This window comes from Serratia sp. BW106, assembly GCF_002607755.1.
In the GTDB taxonomy this organism is placed as follows: Bacteria; Pseudomonadota; Gammaproteobacteria; order Enterobacterales; family Enterobacteriaceae; genus Serratia; species Serratia proteamaculans.
The window spans coordinates 46851-70413 of the sequence record NZ_MCGS01000007.1 but is presented as its reverse complement, the minus strand read 5'-3'; the positions used below and the strand labels follow the sequence as shown (position 1 = coordinate 70413).

Annotated in this window: 17 protein-coding genes; 10 read left to right on the top strand and 7 right to left on the bottom strand. The window is 54.5% G+C overall.

The window, feature by feature from the left end; genetic code table 11:
* From BEI65_RS04980 to BEI65_RS04970, 3 genes are all read left to right on the top strand, one after another.
* The gene (locus tag BEI65_RS04980) at positions 1-1029 is read left to right on the top strand and encodes an ABC transporter permease (RefSeq protein WP_099062384.1); all 1029 of its coding nucleotides are present in this window, start codon (positions 1-3) and stop codon (positions 1027-1029) included.
* A 61-nt stretch (positions 1030-1090) separates the two neighbouring features.
* Positions 1091-2008 (top strand): sugar ABC transporter substrate-binding protein, encoded by a 918-nt coding sequence (locus BEI65_RS04975; RefSeq protein WP_099062383.1) that lies wholly within the window; start codon positions 1091-1093, stop codon positions 2006-2008.
* A 146-nt stretch (positions 2009-2154) separates the two neighbouring features.
* Positions 2155-4248, top strand: coding sequence for a right-handed parallel beta-helix repeat-containing protein (locus tag BEI65_RS04970; protein WP_099062382.1), 2094 nt, complete (start codon positions 2155-2157; stop codon positions 4246-4248).
* A gap of 60 nt (positions 4249-4308) precedes the next feature.
* Here BEI65_RS04970 and lhgO read toward each other — a convergent pair whose 3' ends face one another.
* From lhgO to metQ, 5 genes are all read right to left on the bottom strand, one after another.
* Positions 4309-5499, bottom strand: coding sequence for an L-2-hydroxyglutarate oxidase (gene lhgO / locus BEI65_RS04965; RefSeq protein ID WP_099062381.1), 1191 nt, complete (start codon positions 5497-5499; stop codon positions 4309-4311).
* Positions 5500-5501: 2 nt separating this feature from the next.
* A complete protein-coding gene (locus BEI65_RS04960; protein ID WP_099062380.1) occupies positions 5502-6218 on the bottom strand; it encodes a FadR/GntR family transcriptional regulator in 717 nt (238 codons plus the stop codon).
* Positions 6208-8166: a TRAP transporter permease gene (locus tag BEI65_RS04955; RefSeq protein ID WP_099062379.1), complete on the bottom strand. Its 1959-nt coding sequence runs from the start codon at positions 8164-8166 to the stop codon at positions 6208-6210. The genes BEI65_RS04960 and BEI65_RS04955 overlap by 11 nt, the downstream gene beginning before the upstream one ends.
* A gap of 9 nt (positions 8167-8175) precedes the next feature.
* On the bottom strand, positions 8176-9210 hold the full coding sequence (locus BEI65_RS04950) for a TAXI family TRAP transporter solute-binding subunit (RefSeq protein ID WP_099062378.1): 1035 nt from the start codon (positions 9208-9210) through the stop codon (positions 8176-8178).
* A 192-nt stretch (positions 9211-9402) separates the two neighbouring features.
* Positions 9403-10218 (bottom strand): methionine ABC transporter substrate-binding lipoprotein MetQ, encoded by an 816-nt coding sequence (gene metQ / locus BEI65_RS04945; RefSeq protein ID WP_099062377.1) that lies wholly within the window; start codon positions 10216-10218, stop codon positions 9403-9405.
* A 238-nt stretch (positions 10219-10456) separates the two neighbouring features.
* Between metQ and BEI65_RS04940 the strand changes: the two genes are divergently transcribed.
* The 3 genes from BEI65_RS04940 to BEI65_RS04930 all read left to right on the top strand — a co-directional run bounded on the left by BEI65_RS04940 (position 10457) and on the right by BEI65_RS04930 (position 13305).
* Positions 10457-10975, top strand: a complete 519-nt coding sequence (locus BEI65_RS04940) for a hypothetical protein (RefSeq protein WP_099062376.1) — start codon at positions 10457-10459, stop codon at positions 10973-10975.
* Positions 10976-11307: 332 nt separating this feature from the next.
* Positions 11308-12714, top strand: coding sequence for a cytochrome-c peroxidase (locus BEI65_RS04935; protein ID WP_099062375.1), 1407 nt, complete (start codon positions 11308-11310; stop codon positions 12712-12714).
* Positions 12715-12879: 165 nt separating this feature from the next.
* Positions 12880-13305, top strand: coding sequence for a universal stress protein (locus BEI65_RS04930; RefSeq protein WP_099062374.1), 426 nt, complete (start codon positions 12880-12882; stop codon positions 13303-13305).
* Between the two features lie 50 nt (positions 13306-13355).
* Here the strand turns inward: BEI65_RS04930 and ygjK are convergent, their stop codons facing one another.
* Together ygjK and ygjJ are read right to left on the bottom strand one after the other, a co-directional pair.
* The gene (gene ygjK / locus BEI65_RS04925; RefSeq protein WP_099062373.1) at positions 13356-15728 is read right to left on the bottom strand and encodes an alpha-glucosidase; all 2373 of its coding nucleotides are present in this window, start codon (positions 15726-15728) and stop codon (positions 13356-13358) included.
* 17 nt (positions 15729-15745) lie between these two features.
* Entirely contained in the window at positions 15746-16816 is a 1071-nt protein-coding gene (ygjJ, locus tag BEI65_RS04920) for a protein YgjJ (protein WP_099062372.1), read from the bottom strand.
* Between the two features lie 361 nt (positions 16817-17177).
* Here ygjJ and ebgR point away from each other — a divergent pair, with 361 nt between their 5' ends.
* The 4 genes from ebgR to BEI65_RS04900 all read left to right on the top strand — a co-directional run bounded on the left by ebgR (position 17178) and on the right by BEI65_RS04900 (position 23502).
* The gene (ebgR, locus tag BEI65_RS04915) at positions 17178-18158 is read left to right on the top strand and encodes a transcriptional regulator EbgR (protein ID WP_099062371.1); all 981 of its coding nucleotides are present in this window, start codon (positions 17178-17180) and stop codon (positions 18156-18158) included.
* Between the two features lie 187 nt (positions 18159-18345).
* Positions 18346-21441 (top strand): beta-galactosidase subunit alpha, encoded by a 3096-nt coding sequence (gene ebgA, locus BEI65_RS04910; protein ID WP_099062370.1) that lies wholly within the window; start codon positions 18346-18348, stop codon positions 21439-21441.
* Positions 21438-21890, top strand: coding sequence for a beta-galactosidase subunit beta (locus BEI65_RS04905; RefSeq protein ID WP_099062369.1), 453 nt, complete (start codon positions 21438-21440; stop codon positions 21888-21890). Before ebgA ends, BEI65_RS04905 begins: the two co-directional genes overlap by 4 nt.
* A gap of 121 nt (positions 21891-22011) precedes the next feature.
* On the top strand, positions 22012-23502 hold the full coding sequence (locus BEI65_RS04900) for an amino acid permease (RefSeq protein WP_099062368.1): 1491 nt from the start codon (positions 22012-22014) through the stop codon (positions 23500-23502).
* The last annotated feature ends 61 nt before the right edge of the window (positions 23503-23563 follow it).

The window sequence follows — 23563 nt, the reverse complement described above, 5'->3', positions numbered from 1 at the left end:
ATGAGTAATGTAAAAGTTGAGAAGCCGCTTGCGGGTAAAGCGCCGCTGTTCGCCGGTCTGAGTGGTAAAATGCCGAAAGATACCGGCATCTTTATCGTGATGCTCGGCATCGCGCTGGTATTTGAAACTCTTGGCTGGTACATCCGCGACCAGTCCTTCCTGATGAACCCTAACCGTCTGCTGCTGATTGTGCTGCAGGTGGCGATTATCGGCATTATCGCGGTGGGGGTTACCCAGGTCATTATCACCACCGGTATCGACCTTTCCTCCGGTTCGCTGATTGCCTTGACCGCGGTGGTGGCGGCCAGCCTGGCACAAACGTCGGACAGCATTTCACCGATGTACCCGGCGTTGCTCGACCTGCCGGCGGCGATCCCGATCGGCGCGGGGATCGGGGTGGGTATTATCTGCGGCTTTATCAATGGTTTCCTGATTACCCGCACCGGTATCCCACCTTTTATCGCGACTTTGGGCATGATGGTATCGGCACGCGGCCTGGCCCAGTATTACACCCAGGGTAACCCGATCAGCTTCCTGTCCGACGGCTTTACCTCAATCGGCCAGGGCGCGATGCCGGTGATCATCTTCCTGGTAGTTGCGGTGATCTTCCACATCGCACTGAAGCACACCCGCTACGGCAAATACATCTACGCCATCGGCGGCAACATGACGTCGGCCAGGGTGTCCGGCATTAACGTCAATAAATACCTGGTGACGGTTTATACCATTGCCGGCGGCCTGGCAGGCTTGGCGGGTGTGGTATTGGCTGCGCGCGTCAGCAGCGGCCAGTCGAGCATGGGGATGTCCTACGAACTGGACGCCATCGCGGCGGCGGTGATCGGCGGCAGCAGCCTGATGGGCGGCGTCGGGCGCATTACCGGCACCTTGATTGGCGCGGTGATCCTCGGGCTGATTAAAAGCGGTTTCACCTTTATCGGCGTGGACTCCTACATTCAGGACATTATCAAAGGCGTGATTATCGTCGCCGCGGTGTCTATCGATATGCACCGTAACCGTAAAAAACACTGATTGCCGTAAAACTCCGCCGGTGCATGTTGCCCGGCGGTTTTTTTTATCTCAGGGGATCATCATGAAATACATAAAAAGAATCGTGTTGGTGGCAGCGCTGAGTTGTTCCACCTCAGTGCTGGCGGAAACCATCGGCGTGTCGATGGCCTATTTCGACCAGAATTTCCTGACCATCATTCGTCATTCGATCGACAAAGAGGCCAAGGTGCGCGGCATCAGCGTGCAGTTCGAAGATGCCCGCGGCGATGTTGGCCGCCAGACCGATCAGGTGCAGAACTTTATCAGCGCCGGGGTGGACGCGATTATTGTCGACCCGGTCAACTCGGCGGGTACGCCCGCTATCACTAAAATGGTGACTCAAGCGGGCATTCCGCTGGTGTACGTGAACCGCACGCCGGGCGACAGCAAGCTGCCCTCCGGCGTGGTGTTTGTTGGTTCCGACGAGAGGCAGTCCGGTACCTTGCAGATGGAAGAGCTGGCGCGGCTGGCCAACTACCAGGGCAACGTGGCGGTGATGATCGGTAACCTGACCGATGCCGGTGCACTGCAACGTACCAAGGATGTAGAGCAGGTGGTGGCCAAGTACCCGAAAATGAAGGTAGTGCAAAAGCAGAGCGCCAACTATTCGCGCAGCGAGGGGATGGATCTGATGCTGAATTGGGTCACCAACGGTGAGTCTATCGATATCGTCGCTGCCAATAATGACGAGATGGCGATTGGCGCGATCATGGCGTTGCAGCAGGCCGGCAAGCAGGACAGCAAGGTGTTGATTGGCGGCATCGACGCCACGCCGGACGGCCTGAAGGCGTTAGCTTCCGGCAAGATGCAGGTGACGGTATTTCAGGATGCCGTTGGTCAGGGCAAAGCCTCGGTTGACGTGGCGCAGCGCATGATCAAAGGCGAAAAGCTGGATCCTTACTACTGGATCCCGTTTGAACTGGTGACCCCGGCCAATATGCAAAAGTACGTGGCGAAATAGCCAGAGTTTTACAGCTTGGTAATGGCGCTGCTTAGGCAGCGCTTTTTTTTGGTTTTTTGTTGTGCCATCGGCTGGCAGATTTTATGGGTTACTGTTTTTATATACAGTCATCTGGCGGCAATCATGCCGTTACGAGGAGATGTACCATGACCGATACCTGCATAGATATTGTTGCTCTGGCTCAGCAAACGGCACCTACCGGTACCTTGATGACGGTGACTGCCTTTGATGCCTCGCGGTTAAGTAAACAAATTCGCAGTACGCTGGGAGGCGGCACCTTTGTTTCGATCCCAGCCAGTGGGGTTACCCTTGATGGATGCATCTATATTACCCAGCCCGCCAGTTCACCCTATTGTTGGATGCGGGTGCTTGATGCCGATTCTGTATTAAACCCGGAGATGTTTGGTGCCGTGGGCGATGGTATTGCCAATGATTATCCGGCGCTTAAAAGCCTGTTCCGTTACGCGAGTGCAATCGCCACCGCACAGACGCCGCAAAAAATGGTATTCGAAGGCCGTTATCGTCTGGCGGATATTGATGCCAACACCCCCTTTGCTCCGCTTGATGCGCCTGGCTTTTGTGCCATTAGTGGAGGCGGGCAACTCTATCTGGACAGTGATAAGACGACGCTGACGATGCTAACCTTTGTTAATAAAACGGATTTTTCGTTCAGCGGCCTGACGTTGAGCCGCAAAGGCAGCGACCCCACGCATCTGTGGTCTAAGCAGGCTACTGCGTTATTTATTGATGGCGGCCAGCGTTTCCGCTTGTACGATCTCGACCTGTTTATGCATACCGATGCCATCAGTATCCGACAGTCGGAGAGTTTTGAGGTTTACCGCAATAAGTGTCATGAATTGGGTGAAGAGGGGATTGCGGTGCGCGGCAGCCGCCGTTGGGTGCTGCGTGAAAACGAAATTTATCATCATAACGGCGATGGGATATTGTTGAAGACCTCTTCAACCCCCAGTTTTGACGGTAAGATCCTCAATAATCGGTTGTACGACGCTATTGGTTCGCCCAATACCGCCCAAGGTCATCGTGGTGGAGGGATAACCCTCAACGATGAAAATGGCGGTTCAACGACTTTTTTCCAGAATTTGCTGGTGCAGGGCAACTCACTCACTAACCTCTCTTACGGCATTGCATTCACCAATATCGAAGACTGGGAGGTGGCAGATAACTTTGTCGATGGCGTCGATCGTTTTGGCATTATTGTCGACAATGAGCTGAGTAATAACCCGCAAAAGAATCCGATTAGACGCAGCAAATGTGTAGGCAACACTGTGCGTAATTCGGTTCAGAATGGCATCAGTTTCACGACCCTGACTGACATTAAGGTTGAGTATGCGCTTATCGCCAATAACCAGGTGGATACCTGTGGCACCAGCCCGATGGCGGAGTATCCCGGTATTTCTGCGACCGGAGCGACAGTTACCGGCAACCGTGTACTGAACTGCAAGATTGCGCTTTCCGCGAGTGGTTGTGCGACCAACGGTAACTTTTTTGAGGGATCGACGTTCACTAATGCTGGATCCGGTAGCAATTACATTAAATTAGGTTCGGGTGGCAGCTTTGTCGGGAACCGGGTAACGGACACCAATCAGGGGCATATCCGTCTGTCAAACCCAGGCAACTTTGTGTTTGCCGATAACATTGTGCAGCTTAACTCCTCCTTCGCCGGATTGTATTTTATTGGTGCGGATTACGGCCCAAACACCGTTATTGGGAAGAACGTATTCGACACTGCCTTTGTGCCGGTAACCAAGTTTGAGATTGGTGTTGGCAGCATTCGTCGGATTCAGATGGATGCTTGCGCCTATGGCCGTCGGGAATTCCGTTATGACAGCCAAATGCCGACAGACATCGATGCTCGGGTAGGGGACGAGGTGTATAACTTTAGGGCTGTGCCGGGTTTTGCGCGTAAATATAGTTGCGTAACAGGGGGGGCTGACCCCGAATGGGTGGGGGGTGACTTTGTTGATTTGATCGTCACGTCAACGGCCCAGGACGTAACCCTGGCGGCGGGAGCTAGCCTGGATATTGATGCGCAATTGGCGGCAGTGCAGTCCACTTTTGTCGCTAACGGAGTGAAGTTCAACCAGAATCCAAAGCGAGTGAAAAGTACGGTATGCGTCACTGAGGCAGGCACGGTGACCTTTACACTAACCAATCCGACGGCAAGCACGATAACCCTGCCAGCGCTACAGCTGACCACACGTTGTAATAGCGGAGCTTAACCTATCAGGCGCTGCATGCAGCGCCATTTTTCCTCAGCATGGTAAAAGAGTTATTAACCCTCACAGTGAAGAAAGATGCTGCCGCACGATCTCACGGCCGATCTCCAGCGAGGCGGTTGCCGCCGGGGAGGGCGCATTGCAAACATGCAGCGAGCGGCGGCCTTTCACAAAATGGAAGTCGTCCACCAGTTTGCCGTCGGCGGTCAGGGCCTGAGCACGAACGCCGGCCGGACCGGGCTGAATGTCTTCCGGTTGCAGTTCGGGGATCAACCGACGTGCATTTTCGGTAAAGCGCTGCCGTGACAGGGAACGCCGGACTTCTGCCAATCCTTCCCCCAGATAGTTGCCGGCAATTTTCCAGAACCCCCGATAGCCGAGCACTTCGCTCAGATCCCGCAGGCTGAAATCACATTTGCGATAACCTTCGCGTTTGAATGCCAGCACCGCATTGGGGCCAACGTCACGCTTGCCGTTATACATACGGGTGAAATGTACGCCGAGGAACGGAAAGTCCGGGTTGGGCACCGGATAGATCAGGTGATTCACCAGATAGTTTTTCTCGTCGTTCAGCACGTAATACTCTCCACGGAACGGCACGATCTTCATGCCCGTCTGGTAACCGGCCAGGGCGGCGATGCGGTCGCTGAACAGACCGGCGCAGTTAACCAACCATTTGGCCTGATACTCTGTATGTTGCGTGCGAACGCTGACATCATTACTGCTTTCGCTGATGCCCTCGACCTGCTGGCCGTAGTGGATCTCGCCACCGCGTTGCTGAATAATTTCCGCCAGCTTTGCCGCTATCTGGCTGTAATTGACGATACCGGCGTCCGGTACCAGCAGCGCCTCAAGCCCGTTGACGTGCGGTTCGCGCTCCCTTAACTGCGCCTGCGACAGCCGGCTGACCGCCAACCCGTTTTGCAACCCGCGCTGATAGATGTTTTCCAGTAAATCCAGCTCCTTCAACTGGGTCGCTACAATCACCTTGCCGCATTGGTCGTGATAGAGGTCGTGCTCGCGGCAGAAGGCGAACATGCTTTGGTTACCCAGCTTGGCCAGCCGTGCCTTGAGGCTGCCGGGGGCATAGTAGATGCCGGAATGCACCACGTTGCTGTTATGGCCGCTTTGGTGCGCCGCCGGGCCGCTCTCTTTTTCCAGTATCAGGATGCGCAGTGATGGGGAGGCTTCCTGCAGCGCATTGGCGACGCCCAACCCGACCAGACCGGCACCGATAATGATCACATCATGCATGGTTACCCTAACTCCTCATTATCCAGGCGGCGCAATTTGCCGCGTACGTTGCTGAGATGATTCTGCATGGCGGCAGTGGCTGCCGCCGGGTCACGAGCCTTGATCGCCAGAAGCACCCGCTGGTGTTCGTCGATCACCCGCTGGCGTTCGGCTTGCCGCCCCAGATTTTTGCTCAGTGAATACACCAGCACGCCCAGATACAGCTCGTGCATGTTATCCAGGATCTGGACGAAAAACAGGTTGTGTGAGGCCTGCATGATGGCGCGGTGGAACAGGTAATCCTGCTGGTGACCAATCAAGCCGTCGTCGAGAGTGCAGCGTTTGAAATCATTAAACGCCAGCTCAATCGCTTGTAAATCTGCGGCAGTATGGCGTTCGGCGGCCATGCGGGCCGCCTGTTGCTCAATGACTTCACGCATTTCCAGCAGCGCTTCCACCTCGTTGGGGTCGGCAATTTCCATCACCAGCGGCGGGTACTTGCTCAGCAATGAGTGTTGCTCAACCCGATGGCCGCCCCCCTGGCGCGAGGAGATAATTCCGCTGACTTCCAGTATGCCGAGCGCTTCTCGCACCGGTACCCGGCTGACGCCAAATGCCTCCGCCAGCGTGTTTTCCGACGGCAGCTTTTCCCCGATCGGGAAGCTGCCGTCGCTGATGCCTGCTTTCAACTGCGCCAGTACCTGATGTGAGGCCTTCTGTCGCGTAACTTTATTGACCATTCAGCGCCCCCTGCGCAGTGCTCCGCCTGAAACGCAGCAGATGTACCGACGCCGCGGTGATAATCAGCGCCGCGCCGCCCAGATCGGTCAGCAGACCCGGTTTAATCAGCAGGATAGCCGCGACGGTGAACAGCACCCGCTCGAGCCAGTGGGTTTTCATCATCCAGAAATTGGCACTGGCGATCGACAGCGCATAAATCCCTACCAGTGCACTGATCACCATATGGATCACCGACAACGCGTTGAGATCGTCACCCTGCATCAGCAGCATCGGGTTGTAGACCAGAATAAACGGGATGATAAAGCCCGGCAGCGCCAGCCGCACCGCGTCCCAGGAGGTTTGCATCGGATCGGCGCGGGCGATGCTGGCGGCGGTGTAACTGGCCAGTGCCACCGGCGGGGTAATGTTGGACAGGGCACCAAACCAGAACACAAAGAAGTGCGCCGCCAGTGGCATCACACCGGCCTTGATCAGGATCGGGGAAACGGTGACGGCCACCACGATGTACAAGGCGGTCGAGGGCAGACCCATGCTCAGCACGATACACACCAACATCACCACCAGCAGGATCATCCACAGGGTATTGTTGGTCATGGCGACAATGTTGAACGCCAGCGTCGAGCCGATACCGGTCATGGTCACCACGCAGATAATCACCCCGATGGCGGCGCAGGCCACCGTCACCTGAATGGAGCCGCGCGCCGCTTCGTTCAGCGCGGTGGCGATTTTTTTCGGTGTCATGCGCACCGAAGTATCAGGGGTGATCCAACTGGCGACGATGATCGAAATAATGCCGAGGAACCCGGCGTAGATCGGCGTTTTGCCCAGCAGAAGGGTGCCGATAACAATGATCAGCGGCAGTAACAGCAGCCCGCGTGCTTTCAGCACCGCCTTCACTTTAGGAATATTTTCTTTGCTGATGCCTTTCAGACCCTGCTTTTTGGCCTCCAGATCGATGGCGATAATCAACGCCGCGTAATACAGCAGCGCGGGGATGATGGCGGCCATCACAATGGTGGTGTAAGAAATGCCGAGGAAACCGGCCATGATAAAGGCTGCCGCACCCATAATCGGCGGCATGATCATCCCGCCAGTGGACGCGGTGGCTTCGACCGCACCGGCAAAGCGCGCCGACAGGCCGATACTTTTCATCAGCGGAATGGTGAAGGTGCCGGTGGTGGCGACGTTGGCCACCGCGCTGCCGCTCAGGGAGCCGGTCAACGCCGAAGAGATCACCGCAACCTGCGCCGGGCCACCGCGACGGCGGCCGGCGATCGCCAGCGCCAAATCGTTAAACAACGCGGTAGCACCGCTGACGCTGAGAAAAGCGCCAAACAGAATAAACACCACGATGGCGGTGGAGGCGGTGGACAGGGTGATGCCGAAGATCCCTTCGCTGGTCATAAACAGCCGGTACAGCAAGCGCTCGAACGAGAAGCCGCCGTGGCCAAAGATGCCCATAAAGTACTGGCCGAACAGCGCGTAAATGATAGCGAAGGTCGCCAGTCCGGGGATGAAATAGCCGGTGGTGCGGCGTGCAGCCTCAAACAAGACGCCGATGCCGATCACGGCCATCACGTAGTCGGTGGTATTGGGAATGCTTTTGCGCACCACGTGCAAGTCCAGATAGCTGGCGTAGAAATAGCCGTAGCTGACCAGCGTCAGGATGATAAACAGGTAGTCCCAACGGTTGAATTTGCTGGTGGCGTAGCGGGGTGAAACCGGGAATAAAATAAAGCCCAGGATCAGGATGCCGCTAAGGAAGGTGGTATTGCGGTAAAACTCCTGGGTATTCGACAACGCGTTGGCGTAAATGGCATAGACGGATATCGCGATCGCCAACAGGGTGGCCAATTGCAAATAGATGCCGCTCAGCGGCCGGCTACCGGCTCCGGCTTCCTTATCCAGATCGACGGCTTCTTGCGGTGACAGGTTGTTAGTGCTCATACGGCCTCCTTATCGATTGGCGGTCAGCGTCGCCGCTTCCGGTGGGATCAGATAGTCGGGCACGCTGACCCCGGCCTCCAGATAATACTTGTAGGCGCCGAGGTGCAGCGGTACCGAGACCCCTTTCAGCGCGTTTTCCAGCGAAATGTATTTGGCGGCGCTGTGCACCTGATGCACCTCCGGCAGGTTTTCAAACAGGGTTTTGGTCAGGTCATACACCAGCTTTTCATCCAGGCCATTCAGGGCTACCAGAATATTGGGCTGGGCGATGGTGGACACCGCTTTACTCTGACGCGGGTAGGTATCGGCTTTGATATCAAAGCGGAACCAGGAGTTGGCGATGGCGTTGATACTGGCCAGTTGTTCGTCGGTGACGTTGAGAATGCGCGAAGGCACGCCGCTGGCATACATGTCGGTTACCGCCGCCGCCGGGACTCCGGCTGGCAATGCGCCACCGTCGAGCCTGCCGTCGCGCATGGCTGAAACGGTGTCGCCGTAGCCCAGGTACTCTGCGGTCAGCGATTTCTTGCTCAGGTTCACCCCCTGCAAAATGATCAGCGTCGACTGTTCGGTGCCGCTGGCCTGCGGGCCTACCGAGAAACGGGTCCCGGCGATATCGTTCAGCGTGCCGTCCTTCACCTTGTTTTCCAGCATCACAAAGTGTTCCACGTTCGGCCACAGCATGGAGATTGAACGCAGGTGGCTGTAGGCACGGCCTTCAAAATTACGCACCCCTTCATAAGCCTCGACGGCGATCAGGCTTTGCAGAATTGCCAGCTGTGCCTCGTTCTTTTGCAGCAGGTCGATATTTTCGATCGATCCGGCGGAGGACTGCCCACTGACCTGGATACCGTTTTGCTTCAGACGGTTGCTCCAGACATTGGCCAGCCCGACGCCCATCGGATAGTAGGTTCCGCCGGTGGAGGCGGTGGCAACAGAAAGAAAGGTCTTGTCGGCATTTTCCACCTTACCGGCTACCGCCAGTGCAGCGGCGCCGACCATTGCACCTGCAATCAGTAACAGTTTGATTTTTCTATTTTTCATTATTTTCACCAAAGGTTTTTGAAACAAATAGAAAACATTTACGCAAACTTGTATACAACATTGCAGCTTTTTTCACCTAGCGGGCAGTGTTCGATTTGTGATCTGGGTGGGTGAAATATGAGCGAAAAACTCGAGAGATAAAGCCGGGAGATGGAAGAACCCCGTAACGGTCGCCACGGGGTGAAGGGCAAATTACCAGCCTTTAACCGCGTCGCCCTTGTAGATTTCGGCGGCGCTGGCGGCCACTTCGTCGGTCTGGTAAGCCTTGACCAGATTTTTAACGTTTTCGTTGTTCTGGTTATCTACCCGGCTGGCGAAGATATTGACGTAGGGTGAGTTTTTGTCTTCGACAAACAGCCCGTCCCTGGCCGGCGTCAGACCGATCTGGCTGGAGTAATTGGTGTTGATAATCGCCAGTGCAACCTGTTTGTCGTCCAGCGCGCGTGGCAACTGTGGCGCTTCGATCTCAACGATTTTCAATTTCTTCGGGTTACTGACGATATCCAGCGCCGTCGGCAGCAGCCCGACGCCGTCCTTCAGCCCGATCAGCCCCTGTTTTTGCAACAGCAGCAGTGAGCGGCCGAGATTGGTGGGATCATTCGGTACTGCGACCTGCGCGCCGTCCGGCAGTTGACTGAGGGCAGAGATTTTTTTCGAGTAACCGGCAATCGGATAAACGAAGGTGTTGCCTACTGCCACCAGTTTGTAGCCACGCTCCTGGATCTGTTTTTCCAGATAAGGTTTATGCTGGAAGGCGTTGATATCCAAATCGCCGTTATTCAACGCCTCATTGGGCAGCACGTAATCATTGAAGGTGACCACTTCCACATCCAAATCGTATTTTTGCTTGGCAACCTTCTGTACCACGGCCCACAGCGACTGATCGATGCCGGAACTGATACCGACCTTGATGTGGTGGTTGTCTTGTGCAGCCGGCCCACAGGCGGTCAGGAGCAGGGTGCTGGTTACTGCTAGCGTGGCGGCGAGTTTTTTTAGCGTCAATGTCATTTCCCAGAGTCCTTGTCAAAATAGCCTGCTGGTTATTGCAGGCTGAAGAGTGGCAGTGACTCTAGATAATCGTCTGGCTAAAATAAAATACTGATTCACTATGATTAATAGCGATTTGCTATGAGCAGCATCCGCCCTGTTTGTGCCCTGATACTCAGTTTGTTTTGACGCAGGTTCCACCGGCTCATTATGATGGCGGAAAGCCCGACAGGGGCGCGAATAGCCAAAGGAAAATAAAATGCGATTTAACATGTGGCGCAAGGCGCTGCTGCCATTGGTGGTTTTGACTTGTGTATCAGCGACTCAGGTGCAGGCGGCGGATGCGGTGGTGCAACCTATCCCTAAAACGCTGCTGGGCAACTGGCATGTCAGCAAGATTTTGCCGACGCAAACCGTCGGTTGCTGGGACGAACAACAGGCGAAAGGCCTGATTGGCGGTAAACTCAGTTACCAGGCCGATGGCTTTAACTGGAACGGTACCGCGCTGAAAAACGAAGGGGCCACCGTTAGCACGGTAGAGGCGCAGGAGTTTGTCGAAGACAATTCCGGTAGCAGCTCCTATATCGATTTTCCGATGCTGGGCATCAGTACGCCGGCGGTAGAGCGGGTGATGATCCAGCATGCCGATACCCAGATCAAAGGCATCACCGATCAGGGCACCGATGGCGTACCGGGAGACAATGTGCTGCTGAAAGATGCCAACACGCTGATCCTGTCGGTGTGCAACGTTTGGTTTGAAGCACAACGCGTGCGTTGATCTCAGGCAGCGCTTGCCAGATATTCTGTGCGAGCGCTGCCTGCGGTTATCTTTCCCCCCGTCAAGAAATTATTTTATTCTTATCGCTTTAGCATTGCTTAATTATTCCAATGGGCATTCATTTAATGAATGAGTACTGATTTTATCTTTGCTAAATTAATGTTTTGAGTATTTATGTGGAATTTAAAATTCATTGTTGATAGGTCAGTGCTATTTCAGCTATAGGTTACACCTGTGAGAATTATTGATGTTTATCAATAATACCATTGCCCCGCTGTTTATTATGGTTTACGGCGGTTATTGGGTCGGCAATGTCTCATAAGGATAGAGAAATGAAAAAGGTCATCCGTATTTCGGCAATTTCCATTGCAGGGATTGCGCTAATTTATTTCGGCTTGTGCGGTTATGTCTGGTACCTCGATACCCAGCGTAATCAGAATAGTTCGGTACTCCGTTCCTCTGTGGAGCAGAATAACCAGGTGCTTGGGTTGCTGAGGGAAAAGGGCTGTGACTATTGCCATACCCCGTCAGCCGAACTTCCGTTTTACGCTTCTTTCCCGGTAGCCAAGCAGTTGATGGAGTACGATATTCGTCTGGGTTACTCGTCTTTCAGTCTGGAGCCGGTACGCAGCGCCCTGATTAAAGATAAACCGCCGATGCAAAGCGATCTGAATAAAATTGAGTGGGTCATGCAGCACAAAACCATGCCGCCGACTCGCTATGTAGCTTTGCATTGGGCGGGACAGATAAATTCTGAGGAGCGGGAGATCATCCTCGGCTGGATAGCGCAACAGCGGGCGCGTTATTACTCAAGTAACGAGGCCGCGGAACAGCACCGTAATGAACCGATTCAACCGATCCCCAAGGGGTTGCCTGTTGATGGACAAAAAGTGGCATTGGGTTTTCGACTGTATCACGATCCTCGTCTTTCGGGAGATAGCACGCTTTCTTGTGCTCATTGCCATTCACTCAATACCGGGGGCGTAGACGGAAGAAAAACCTCAATTGGCGTGGGTGGCGCGGTGGGGCCGATTAACGCGCCAACGGTGTTTAACTCGGTTTTCAATAGCGAACAATTTTGGGATGGCCGGGCGCCGACGTTACAGGCACAGGCCGGTGGACCCCCATTAAACCCGATAGAAATGGCCTCCAAATCCTGGGATGAGATTATCAATAAGCTCGACAAGGATCCGGTGCTGACCCGCGATTTTGTCGCCGTTTATCCGCAGGGATTCAGCGGCGAGAATATTACGGATGCCATTGCCGAATTTGAAAAAACCTTGATCACCCCAGATTCACCTTTCGATAGTTGGCTGCGTGGCGATGGGAATGCCATAACGATGCAGCAAAAGCGCGGTTACCAATTATTTAAAGACAACAAATGCGCCACTTGCCATGGAGGAACCATCTTGGGGGGGCGATCCTTTGAACCCTTGGGGCTGAAGCGTGATTTCAATTTTGGTGAGATTACCGCGGCAGATATTGGGCGAATGAATGTCACTAGCGAAGCGCGTGACAGGTTGCGTCAGAAGGTCCCGGGTCTGCGCAATGTCGCGTTGACCGCGCCTTATTTTCATCGTGGCGATGTCGCTACGCTGGATCAGGCCGTCAAACTGATGCTGCGTTATCAGGTGGGTAGCGAACTGCCGCAGCAGGACGTGGATGATATTGTCGCTTTCCTTAATAGTCTGTCCGGGGTCTATACCCCTTATCAGCAAAATCAGGAACAACGCCGTTAACTTCGCTTTTCACTCAATGTCTTCTCATCTGGCCCCGGCAACGGGGCTATTCCAGTGTAATATCTTCGCCGGCCACTCGTTCTGAACTAAAATTAACCGTAACGATATAACGCTAATGTTATAGCGGAAGCAGGGGTCTCTACTGAATCAATGACAGGAGGCGCTATGTGCTACCAACATATTGTGATCGCTACCGACCTGAGTGAAGACGGCAAACGGCTGGTGGAAAAAGGCGCGCGGTTGGCCGCTGCGCTGCAGGCTAAACTTTCGCTGATCTACGTGGATATTTATTACGATACCTACCATGCAGCAATTGGTTTCTCGGAGAAAAGCTACGATGGTGGGTCTTTTGACGACAAGATCAAGAAAGAGCTGGAGCCGTTGACCCAAAACGTGAATTACCCGATCAACGAGGTGATTATTGGGCGTGGTGATTTCACTGAACAATTGCAGAATGCGGTGGTGGATAAAAGCATTGATCTGGTGATCTTCGGCCATCACCACGATCTGTGGAACAAACTGTTTTCCTCAACCCGCCATGCGATTAACCAGTTGAATGTCGACGTGCTGGTGATCCCGATTAAATCCTAGTCCGACCGAAACCCCTGCCAGTTGAACGGCCTGGCAGGGTAACGGCGAGATTACTGGGTAAAAAAGTCGTTATACAACATATACAGATGCGCGGCGCTCCAGGAGAAGTTGGGGGCCCCTTGCTGCATACCGGTCAGCGGATTGTAGTTTTCGCGGATCGGCCCGTCAGTCACCAGCCCGTCAGCATGGTTGAAGAAAGCCTGTGCCATGGCTATTGCATCGGCACGGTAGCCATAGCTTTCCATTCCTTTCAGTCCGAAATACAACTGATCTACCCATACCCGCCCACGCCAGTAAATATCCGCGCCGAAAGCCGGATTGGTTAGCGCCGCCGTACCAAGTGGCACGTAGGTGTTGAATTCACGGGGATCCTTCATCACTTTAACCACCGCATCGGCATGTTGCTGACTGGCAGCGCCATTAAACAGCGGTGACCAGCCCTCCGGCCCTTTGCCGCGCTCGACAATAGGTTTACCGGCACAGCCATTGGACAGCGGTTTATCTTCGATGCGAATGTCGTAGAAGAAGCCACTGGATTGGTCGAACATGCAGGTATTGATGTAATCCGCCAGCTTATCGGCCTTGCTGCGGAAGGCGGTGGCATCGGTGCTGTGACCCAGAATATCGGCCATCTCGGCCAGATACTTGTTGTCGCTGTACATGTAGCTGGCCTGATCCACCGACTCCTGCAGCAATGAATAGCCCAGCAGGGTGCCGTCCGGCGCGCGGTTTTCGGCAAATTTCACCTGCCAGTCCTGCCTTTTTCCCCCTTTTGCCAGATAGCGGGCCAATTGATCCGGGTCGATAAAACCAAAGGCGGCAGCGTCGTCGCGGCCCGACTCCCAGGAGGCGGCAACCTGGGCTGGAATTTCGATGCGGTCGTAGTGGCCGGAACGCACCACCCGATCGTAGTTGTTCAACCCGGCGAGCGTTTTCTCATGCTGCCCGAGTTTCACGGTGAACAGCATCTGGCCATCCGGCGTATTGTGCGCCTTATCCCGCGTTGCGCCATATTCCGGTACGCCGTTGCCGTTATGGTCGCGGTTATGCAGCCACCAGTTGTGGTAGGCGACCAGTTTCGGATACATCTCGGCCAGCCACTGTTTATCGCCGGTGGTGTTATACACCTCCATCACCGCCCAGGCCGCCAGGCTGGGTTTGGTATTACGTTCGTTCCAGTTGCTGCCGTCACCGCCGCGTTCCGGGCTGGGGTTGTAGGCGATCAGATCGGGGATAAAACCGGCATCCCATGGGCGAAGTGGGTCATCTGGCTGAGTCTGGAAGGCAAACACCGCGCGGATATTATCTTTGGCGACATCAGGATTAAAATGCGCCATGGCGTAAGCCTGCTTCCAGGTATCCCAGGGCCAGGTCTGGTTGCCGGAGAACCAGCGCCCGGTCACCGAAGGGGTCACCGAATCAAACTTCATCACTCCGGCCGCTCCGCGCCAGTTACCATTTAATGTCTCTATCGCTTTCACCGCCACACGTTCCTGTGCCTGGGTGGCGTGTGGGTTGGTGAGCCCTTTGCTGAGATAGCTTTCCCAACGCCGTGCCGAAGCGGTCATATACTGTTGCGGATTGGCGAGGATAGCGGCAATTTTTCCCTGTTCCTGCTGCACTTCAGCAGCGGTGAGCAGGTGAGAGTAGGTGGTGTAAAGGGTGGTAGAGCCAGAAATTTGGGCTGTGGCGGTGAATTGATGGCCGTTCACCCTGGTGTGCTGCGGCAGTGATTTATGAATTTGGTATTCGGACTGGCCGGAAGTCATCAGCTGTGAGGCCGCACGCACCTTGCCAAAGGTGACCCGCAGGCCATCCGTGGTCGGCAGGATATGTCGCGTGTAGCCTGGGAAGGCCTGCTCGATAGTCTGAGGTGACTGCGGTTTCTGCTGTTTGGCATAGTATTTTTCCAGCAGTGCGCCATCCCACACCAGCTCCAGCGGCGTATCGGTGATGATTTGGGTTTCCAACAGCGAGGTGCGTGCGCTAGCGAAACGTAACGTCAGATTGACGGTGATCCCTGGTGCGGTGAGTTGCTGGATCAACGCACCGGGAATGCTGTAGGCCGTCATGCTGAAATTTACTTTCTTACCGTTTTTATACAGGCTCAGCCGATCGAAATTATTGGCCATAAAGTTGATGTACTCTTCGGTGAGCAGTGCCGGGCCGGGGAAGCCGCCGGCACCCTCTGGGCCGTCAGGCAATAAATGACCGTGCCAGGCGCCCTGATCGAAGAACGGGTTAAAACGCTGATGTTCATCAAAATCATAATCGAGCATGTAGTGCGGCGCGCCGCTGCGATTAATCACATTTTTGTAGGCGTCTGCCCGCAAGGTGTTCTCGTTACCCGGGTGCGAGGAGCAGCCCGATATTGCCAGAGTGATAGCCACGGCCAAAGGCGGCAGTTTATTCATCATATTCATTATATTTGCCTTGTCGGTTACCAATAAAAATACTGCATCAGAAACACCGAGTTACTGGCGTCGGTGCTGTCGTTAGTCATATAGAATTTACTGTCCAGCGCGGTGGCGAATTTGCCGCCGCCATACTCGTACCAGATACCGGCCTGCGCGTAAGAGGTGACGGTGTCCGGCGCATTGTCTAGCCGGTGGCGGGCGTAGCTGTAGGCGGTCGAGAAATACAGCCCTTGGGTGGCTTCAACCATAGCGCTCAGCATCAGGCCTGATTCCGAGCCCGGGTGGCTGCTGCTGTCCCCCTTACCGGTGTGGTGCCAGACGCGTCCGGCCAGGTTTTTGCCTTTCAGCCCCAGCAAGTACAGTTGCCCCATGCCGTCGGTGATTTCCAGGCCGTTCAATAACGTCAGTTCTTCCTGCAGATCGTATTGGGTGTAGCCGTTGACCATGGCGCGGTAGGTGTACTTGTCCGAGTAGCGGTCATATTTGCCAAAGTGCAATAACGCCTTGCTCTCATCAATGCGGCTTTCCGGTGCGGCGGTGATGCTGTAGCGGAACTTCCCGGTCAGATTTTGCAGCTTGGCGGCATAGGAGAGATCCCGGGTGTTGGGGATCACATAACCGTATTCCGGGGTAAAGTCGGCCCACCATTGCAAATCATCCAGTGAGGAGTCATTGCGCACGCTGAGCATCATTTCGGTGCCGTCGCCGGTGCGATAGCCGCCGTAAAAACGGTTGATGCCGCCTTCAAATCCACCCCAACTGTGGTCCGGTACCCAGGCATTACCCTGGTGGTCCGCCTGTACCGTCCAGCCCTCGCCGTAGATCAGGCCGAACCAGTGGCCGTGTTTGATTTCCAGCCCGCCTTCGATGTAGGTGCCGTCGCTGTATTTATGCTGATGCTCACCGTTGAGATAGACGCTGCCGCCGATGCCCAGCTCACCGTAAAAGCGCAGGGCGGTAGCCTCGGTGGTTGTTAACTCTGGCGGCGGGAGGACATTATGTTCTGCGGGGACCACGGACTCCTGCGCCGGTAATTCCAGTGGTAAAATCAGCAGTAAAGCGGGTAAAAATTTATTATTAGCTCTTATTTTCATTTGGACACGCATCAGTTTGGGGGTATTGGACGGTCAACATGGCGAGATGCCTGCCAACGTGATCCATTAACGCCCTGTGGGTCGGCCCCTTTTCCCTGGGAGGAGATAAAAAACCGTCTTAAGCAAGACGGTAAAACGGCAGTTATATTAGTAAAGTATTTAGTAAAAAATATCGCTAAATCAGTAAATCGTTAACTTGATCACAAAGGATGAAATCGGTATCTTCGCTAGTGGTATTGCGAACAGGCTGAACCGTCGTACAGGTGCGATGGGGAAGTTTCTGGGGGGAGGGGTCAGCAGGGCGTATACCTTGCGGCGCTGTCCCGGTAAGCTAGCGTTTTTGTCTATCCATTGAGACTTTATGGCCACACTGAAGGAAATCGCAGAAGCTGCGAACGTGTCTGTTGCTACCGTTTCGCGAGTGCTGAATGACGACCCCACTCTGAGCGTGAAAGCGCAAACCCGGCAAAAAATTCTGGAAGCCGCGGAGCGTCTCGAATACAAAGTCCAGCCTTCAAAACGTCACAGCGGGCACCGGCTAACATTCGCCGCGCTGTTCACCTATAAGCAGGGCATCGAGATTAACGATCCTTACTATCTGGCGATGCGTTATGGCATTGAAACACAATGCGAAAAGCTGGGTATTTCGTTGGTGGCCTGCTACGACTTCAACGGTGAAAAACCGCTGCCTGCGGCGGACGGTCTGCTGGTTATCGGTCGGCCGCAACCTGTGCTGCACGAGCAACTGAGCCAACAAAAAGTGCCGGTGGTGTTCCTGGATGGCGTGGTTGAAGATCCGCAGTTCGACTGCGTTAATGTTGATTTGTACCAAATCAGTCAGAAGGTGATCGACTATTTCATCGGGCGCGGCTATTCACGCATTGGATTTATCGGCGGACGCGACGATCCGGCCTTTGCCGACCAACGCGAGCAGGCGTTTGTCGAGTATGGCCGGCTGAAAAACGTAGTACAGCCCCAGGATATTTACACCGGTGATTTCAGCAGCCAGGCGGGTTACCAGTGTGCGCGGCAAATGCTGGAGCGAGCTACCGATTATCCTCCGGCCCTGTTGGTGGCGACCGACTCTATCGCTATCGGCGTATTGCGCGCCCTGCATGAAAATGGGATCCAGGTTCCCGGACAGATTGCGCTGATCAGTGTGAACGATATTCCCACTGCACGCTTTATTTTCCCTGCCTTATCAACGGTTCGTATTCCTTCAGAAACCATGGGCGCCCAGGCCGTCAACCTGTTGACGGAGCGCATTCGCGATGAGCGAACCGTCCCTTTATCGATTTTCGTCCCCAGCTCACTTCAGTTGCGCGACACTACCATTGCCTGAAAAACACCCTGTGCCGCATGCCGTTGGCTGCTGCACAGGGACGCCCGCCAGAGTAAAAATTAACGTCATGATTAAAAAAGACATTTAATATTTATTGTGATCCCGTCGTCATTAGGTAAATATGATCTGTAATTTTTACTAAATATTTACTATCGTTATCCCATTGAAAGCTGTCGGGAGACGTGACGTGAATAATTGGGAAAACATAGAAAAGCAGTCGGAGAATCGCTTACCGCCGCGGGCGAGTTTCTTCAGCTATCGGGATGCCAGGCAGGCATTGAGTTTTGATCGCAACGCCAGTTTGGGCTTCCAGTTGCTGAGCGGGCGTTGGCAGTTCTGCTATTTCGATCATCCTGGGCGGGTACCGGAGGCGTTCTACCGCCAGCCGATGGCGGAATGGGGCGAAATCACCGTACCGGGCATGTGGCAGATGGAAGGGCACGGTCAACTGCAATATACCGACGAAGGCTATCCGTTCCCGATCGACGTGCCTTATGTTCCGACCAACAACCCGACCGGTGCCTACCAACGTCATTTCACCCTCGGTGACGAATGGGCCGATCAGCAGGTCATCATCAAATTTGACGGTGTAGAAACCTATTTTGAGGTTTACCTCAACGGGCACTACGTCGGCTTCAGCAAAGGCAGTCGGTTGACCGCCGAGTTCGATCTCAGCGACTACCTGCAAACGGGGGACAACCTGCTGTCCGTGCGCGTGATGCAGTGGGCCGATTCGACCTATATCGAAGATCAGGACATGTGGTGGATGGCAGGCATCTTCCGTGATGTTTATCTGATCGGGCAGCAACGCACGCACATTCATGACCTCACTCTGGTCACCACCTTCGATGAGCAGTATTGCGATGCGCTTCTGGCGGCAGAGGTTGAACTGCGGAACTTGGGCCAGGGTGTGGCCAGTGGTTATCGGCTGCAGGCGCAGTTATTTGACGGTGAGGCCTGCGTCGCCGAACAGTGGGCGAATGAGCTCAGTATTGGCCCGGATGCCACCTGCCGGTTTGAGATCCCGGTTAGCCAGCCGCAGCAGTGGAATGCGGAACATCCTTACCTGTATCAGTTGCTGCTCAGCCTGTACGACAATGCAGGCAATCTGTTGTCTGTGGTGCCGCAACGGGTCGGGTTCCGTGAAATCAGCGTGCGTGACGGCTTATTCCACATCAATGGGCGCTACCTGAAACTGCATGGTGTTAACCGCCACGACCACGATCATCGCAAAGGCCGGGCCGTTGATATGGCGCGGGTTGAGCGAGACATCGTGCTGATGAAACAGCACAACATTAACTCGGTGCGTACCGCCCATTACCCGAACGATCCGCGTTTTTACGAGCTGTGCGATATCTATGGCCTGTTTGTGATGGCGGAAACCGATCTGGAAAGCCACGGATTTGCCAACGTCGACGATATTAGCCGTATCACCGACGATCCTCGTTGGGAAAAGGCCTACGTCGAGCGCATTGAACGCCATGTGATGGCGCAGAAAAACCATCCCTCCATCATTATCTGGTCTCTGGGCAATGAGTCCGGTTATGGCTGTAACATTCGTGCCATGGCCAAACGCTGCAAGGCGCTCGATGCCACCCGGCTGGTGCACTACGAAGAAGACCGGGATGCGGAAGTGGTCGATGTGATCAGCACCATGTATTCCCGTGTGGCCATGATGAATGCGTTTGGTGAATACCCTCACCCGAAGCCACGGATCCTGTGTGAATACGCTCACGCCATGGGCAACGGGCCAGGGGGATTGTTCGAATACCAGTCGGTGTTTAACCGCCATGCCAGTCTGCAAGGGCATTACATCTGGGAGTGGTGCGATCACGGCTTGCTGAGTCATGACGAGCAGGGGCGTGAGCGCTATCAGTATGGCGGTGATTACGGTGATTACCCGAATAACTATAACTTCTGCATGGATGGGCTGATCTATCCGGATCAGCGTCCTGGCCCCGGCCTGCGTGAATACAAGCAGGTGCTGTGTCCGGTAGAGGTGAGCGGCGTCGGCGAGAAGCAGCCGGTGCTGCGGGTCAAAAACCGTTATTGGTTCAGTTCGCTGGCCGACATTACGCTCAAGGTCAGCATCAAGGCCGGTGGTCGGCAACTGGCCAGCTATGACGTCAAGCTGCCGCACCTACAACCGGGCGAGTTTGAAGAGATCCATCTGCCGGAATGGGTGCTGGGCGCGCAAGAAACCTTCATTGACGTCGAGGTGTATAAAGACAGCGCCACCCGTTACAGCGCCAGCGGAGAGCTGCTGGGGCAGTATCAGCATCTGCTGCAATCCGCCACGCCGTTACTCAGCCCGCCACCGATTGGCGAGCAGACTGTTGCGCTGCAATGCCACGACGAAAACCATCAAATGATCGTCAGCGGCGACAATTTTAGCCTGACCTTCTCGCGCCTGAGCGGCGAACTGCTGTCGTGGCAGGTATCGGGGGATGAAGTAGTGGGGCGTGCGCCGCATCTTTCCTTCTTCAAGCCGGTAATCGACAACCATAAGCAGGAGTATGAGGGGATCTGGCAGCCGAACCATCTGCAGATCATGCAGCACCATTTCCGCAGCCTGCAGTGGGAGCGACAGGGGGACGATGTGGTGATTGAAGTCCGCACACTGATTGCGCCACCGGTGTTTGATTTTGGTATGCGTTGCCGTTACCGCTGGCAGATATCTCCGCAGGGCCACGTCAGTCTGGATCTGTCTGGCGAGCCTTACGGCAATTTCCAGCAGGTGATCCCGAAAATTGGCCTGGATTTCGGCCTCAGCCGCCGTTTTGAACAGGTGGAATACTACGGTCGCGGGCCGGGGGAAAACTACCAGGACAGCTGTCAGGCCAACCTGATCGGCCATTATCAGCAGCGGGTGGGTGAGTTGTTTGAGCATTATCCGTTCCCGCAGGATAACGGCAATCGGCAAGAGGTGCGCTGGTTGAGTCTGCAGGACGGTAACGGCAAAGGGATCTTTATCCAGCCGCGGCGGCCGATCAATTTCAGCCTGTGGCCTTATAGCGCCGAGATGCTGCATCAGGCTCAACATATTAATGAACTGCGAGAAAGCGACTATCTGACACTAAACCTCGACGATCAAATTCTGGGTCTGGGCTCCAATTCCTGGGGCTCGGAAGTGTTGGACTCCTATCGGGTTTATCTGTCGCCGTTCAGCTACGGCCTTACGCTGGTGCCTTTTAACCGGCAGGAAACCGAGGCTTCCACGCTGGCCGGATATCATTTCGCACCGGCCAATAATAACGCTCAGTCAGAAGAGGCGAAATTATGATTATTATCGAATCATTAGCGGAGTTTCAGCTTATTTACCGCGCCGGGAAAAAATGGCAACGCTGTATGGAGGCCATCAATAATATTAATCACATCGAGCCGAATGTCTTTTATTCGGTAGGCGATTCGCTGGTTTACCGGTTGGCTTCCGGCACGAGCCAACAGCATGACTGGCTGGAGGGGAATCGTCGCTATTTTGATATTCACTATTATCTCGCCGGCCAGGAAACGATTGAGGTGGCCGACAAGTGCGAGCTGACCTCGGTGGTGGCCTATCAGGACGAAACCGATCGCGAGTTTTTCAACGGGCAGGGCGAGTTACATCCTGTGGGTCAGGGCAAGGTGGTTATTTTTGAGAACCACCAGGCTTATCGATTTAAACAGAGTCACCAGGTAAAAAAAGTCATTTTAAAAGTGACGGTAGAAGACAGCTATTTCCTCAATAAATAGCGGAAATCTCTTATTAAAAAATAAGTCCTTTCGCTTTCAGGTTGCAGTTGGCAAGGCTGCAGCTTGAAAGACCCAGGGAAATAAACCGATTAAGTACCCTACAAAATTTCGGAGAGTGTCTATGGCTGTGTCGAATAGAAATACTATCGGCAAGTTCGGTTTGCTGGCGATGACGTTCGCGGCAGTGTTCAGCTTCAATAATGTGATCAATAATAATATTCAGCTTGGCATTGCCTCCGCCCCGGTTTTCCTGGTGGCGACCATTATCTATTTTATTCCTTTCTGTCTGATCATTGCCGAGTTCGTGTCACTGAACAAGAACTCTGAGGCTGGGGTATACGCCTGGGTAAAAAGCGCCCTGGGCGGGCGTTGGGCGTTTATGACCGCCTATACCTATTGGTTTGTGAATCTGTTCTTCTTTACCGCGCTGCTGCCGAGGGTCATCGCTTACGCTTCTTACGCGTTCTTGGGCTATGACTATGTCTTTACGCCATTGACCACCGCGATCATCAGTATTTTCCTGTTTGCGTTCTCAACCTATATTTCCAACAGCGGTGCCAAGCTGTTGGGCCCGATGACCTCGGTCACCTCCTCGTTGATGCTGTTGCTGACGTTTTCCTACATCATCCTGGCCGGTGCGGCGGTGATTGGCGGGATCGAGCCGGCCAACCCGATCACGGTGGAAGCCATTACGCCGAGCTTTAACTGGGCCTTCCTCGGCATCACCGCGTGGATTTTCCAGGCGGCAGGCGGGGCGGAATCGGTAGCGGTGTATGTCAATGACGTGAAGGGCGGCAGTCGCTCGTTTGTGAAAGTGATCATTCTTTCCGGGCTGGTGATCGGCGTGCTGTATTCGGTTTCATCCTTACTGCTTAACGTGTTCGTTAGCCGTACCGATCTGCACTTTACCGGCGGAACGGTGCAGGTATTTGAAGGGCTGTCGGCGCACTTTGGCCTGCCGGCGGTGCTGATGAACCGTTTCGTCGGTCTGATTTCCTTTACCGCGATGTTTGGCTCATTGCTGATGTGGACCGCAGCGCCGGTAAAAATCTTCTTTACCGAGATCCCGAAAGGTATCTTTGGCGAGAAAACCATCCGCTTGAATAAGCATGGTGTGCCGACCCGCGCCGCCTGGTTGCAGTTCTTTATCGTGATCCCACTGATGCTGATCCCGACGTTGGGCTCTGACAGTGTACAGGACCTGATGAACACGCTGATCAATATGACCGCCGCCGCATCCATGCTGCCGCCGCTGTTCATTATGCTGGCCTACCTGAATCTGCGTTTAAAGTACGACCGGGTGCAGCGTGATTTCAAGATGGGCTCCCGGTTGCAGGGGATCGCGATTGTCAGCACGCTGATCGTCATCTTTGCCGTGGGCTTTGTCGCTTCAACCTTCCCCACCGGGGCGAGCATTGTGACCATTGTGTTTTATAACGTCGGTGGCCTGGTGATCTTCCTCGGCTACGCCTGGTGGAAATACAACCGCTACTCCAAGAGCCTGGATGCTCAGGCCCGCTATGACGAGGACACGCCGTTGGCGAAAATTGTGCTTGAGTCGCAGGATGGCAAAAAGGCGCCGGCGGGTGATCTGAGCTGTAGCGCCTTGTAATTTATCATCGCTTCTCTCAGCGTTGGCGGGGGGCATTAAAGGGCGGCCGGATTCACAGGCC

Bases quoted from the DNA above. Each gene is read 5' to 3' on its own strand.
- BEI65_RS04980 (WP_099062384.1), top strand. From the start codon at position 1: ATGAGTAATGTAAAAGTTGAGAAGCCGCTTGCGGGTAAAGCGCCGCTG.
- BEI65_RS04975 (WP_099062383.1), top strand. From the start codon at position 1,091: ATGAAATACATAAAAAGAATCGTGTTGGTGGCAGCGCTGAGTTGTTCC.
- BEI65_RS04970 (WP_099062382.1), top strand. From the start codon at position 2,155: ATGACCGATACCTGCATAGATATTGTTGCTCTGGCTCAGCAAACGGCA.
- lhgO (WP_099062381.1), bottom strand. From the start codon at position 5,499: ATGCATGATGTGATCATTATCGGTGCCGGTCTGGTCGGGTTGGGCGTC.
- BEI65_RS04960 (WP_099062380.1), bottom strand. From the start codon at position 6,218: ATGGTCAATAAAGTTACGCGACAGAAGGCCTCACATCAGGTACTGGCG.
- BEI65_RS04955 (WP_099062379.1), bottom strand. From the start codon at position 8,166: ATGAGCACTAACAACCTGTCACCGCAAGAAGCCGTCGATCTGGATAAG.
- BEI65_RS04950 (WP_099062378.1), bottom strand. From the start codon at position 9,210: ATGAAAAATAGAAAAATCAAACTGTTACTGATTGCAGGTGCAATGGTC.
- metQ (WP_099062377.1), bottom strand. From the start codon at position 10,218: ATGACATTGACGCTAAAAAAACTCGCCGCCACGCTAGCAGTAACCAGC.
- BEI65_RS04940 (WP_099062376.1), top strand. From the start codon at position 10,457: ATGCGATTTAACATGTGGCGCAAGGCGCTGCTGCCATTGGTGGTTTTG.
- BEI65_RS04935 (WP_099062375.1), top strand. From the start codon at position 11,308: ATGAAAAAGGTCATCCGTATTTCGGCAATTTCCATTGCAGGGATTGCG.
- BEI65_RS04930 (WP_099062374.1), top strand. From the start codon at position 12,880: ATGTGCTACCAACATATTGTGATCGCTACCGACCTGAGTGAAGACGGC.
- ygjK (WP_099062373.1), bottom strand. From the start codon at position 15,728: ATGAATATGATGAATAAACTGCCGCCTTTGGCCGTGGCTATCACTCTG.
- ygjJ (WP_099062372.1), bottom strand. From the start codon at position 16,816: ATGAAAATAAGAGCTAATAATAAATTTTTACCCGCTTTACTGCTGATT.
- ebgR (WP_099062371.1), top strand. From the start codon at position 17,178: ATGGCCACACTGAAGGAAATCGCAGAAGCTGCGAACGTGTCTGTTGCT.
- BEI65_RS04905 (WP_099062369.1), top strand. From the start codon at position 21,438: ATGATTATTATCGAATCATTAGCGGAGTTTCAGCTTATTTACCGCGCC.
- BEI65_RS04900 (WP_099062368.1), top strand. From the start codon at position 22,012: ATGGCTGTGTCGAATAGAAATACTATCGGCAAGTTCGGTTTGCTGGCG.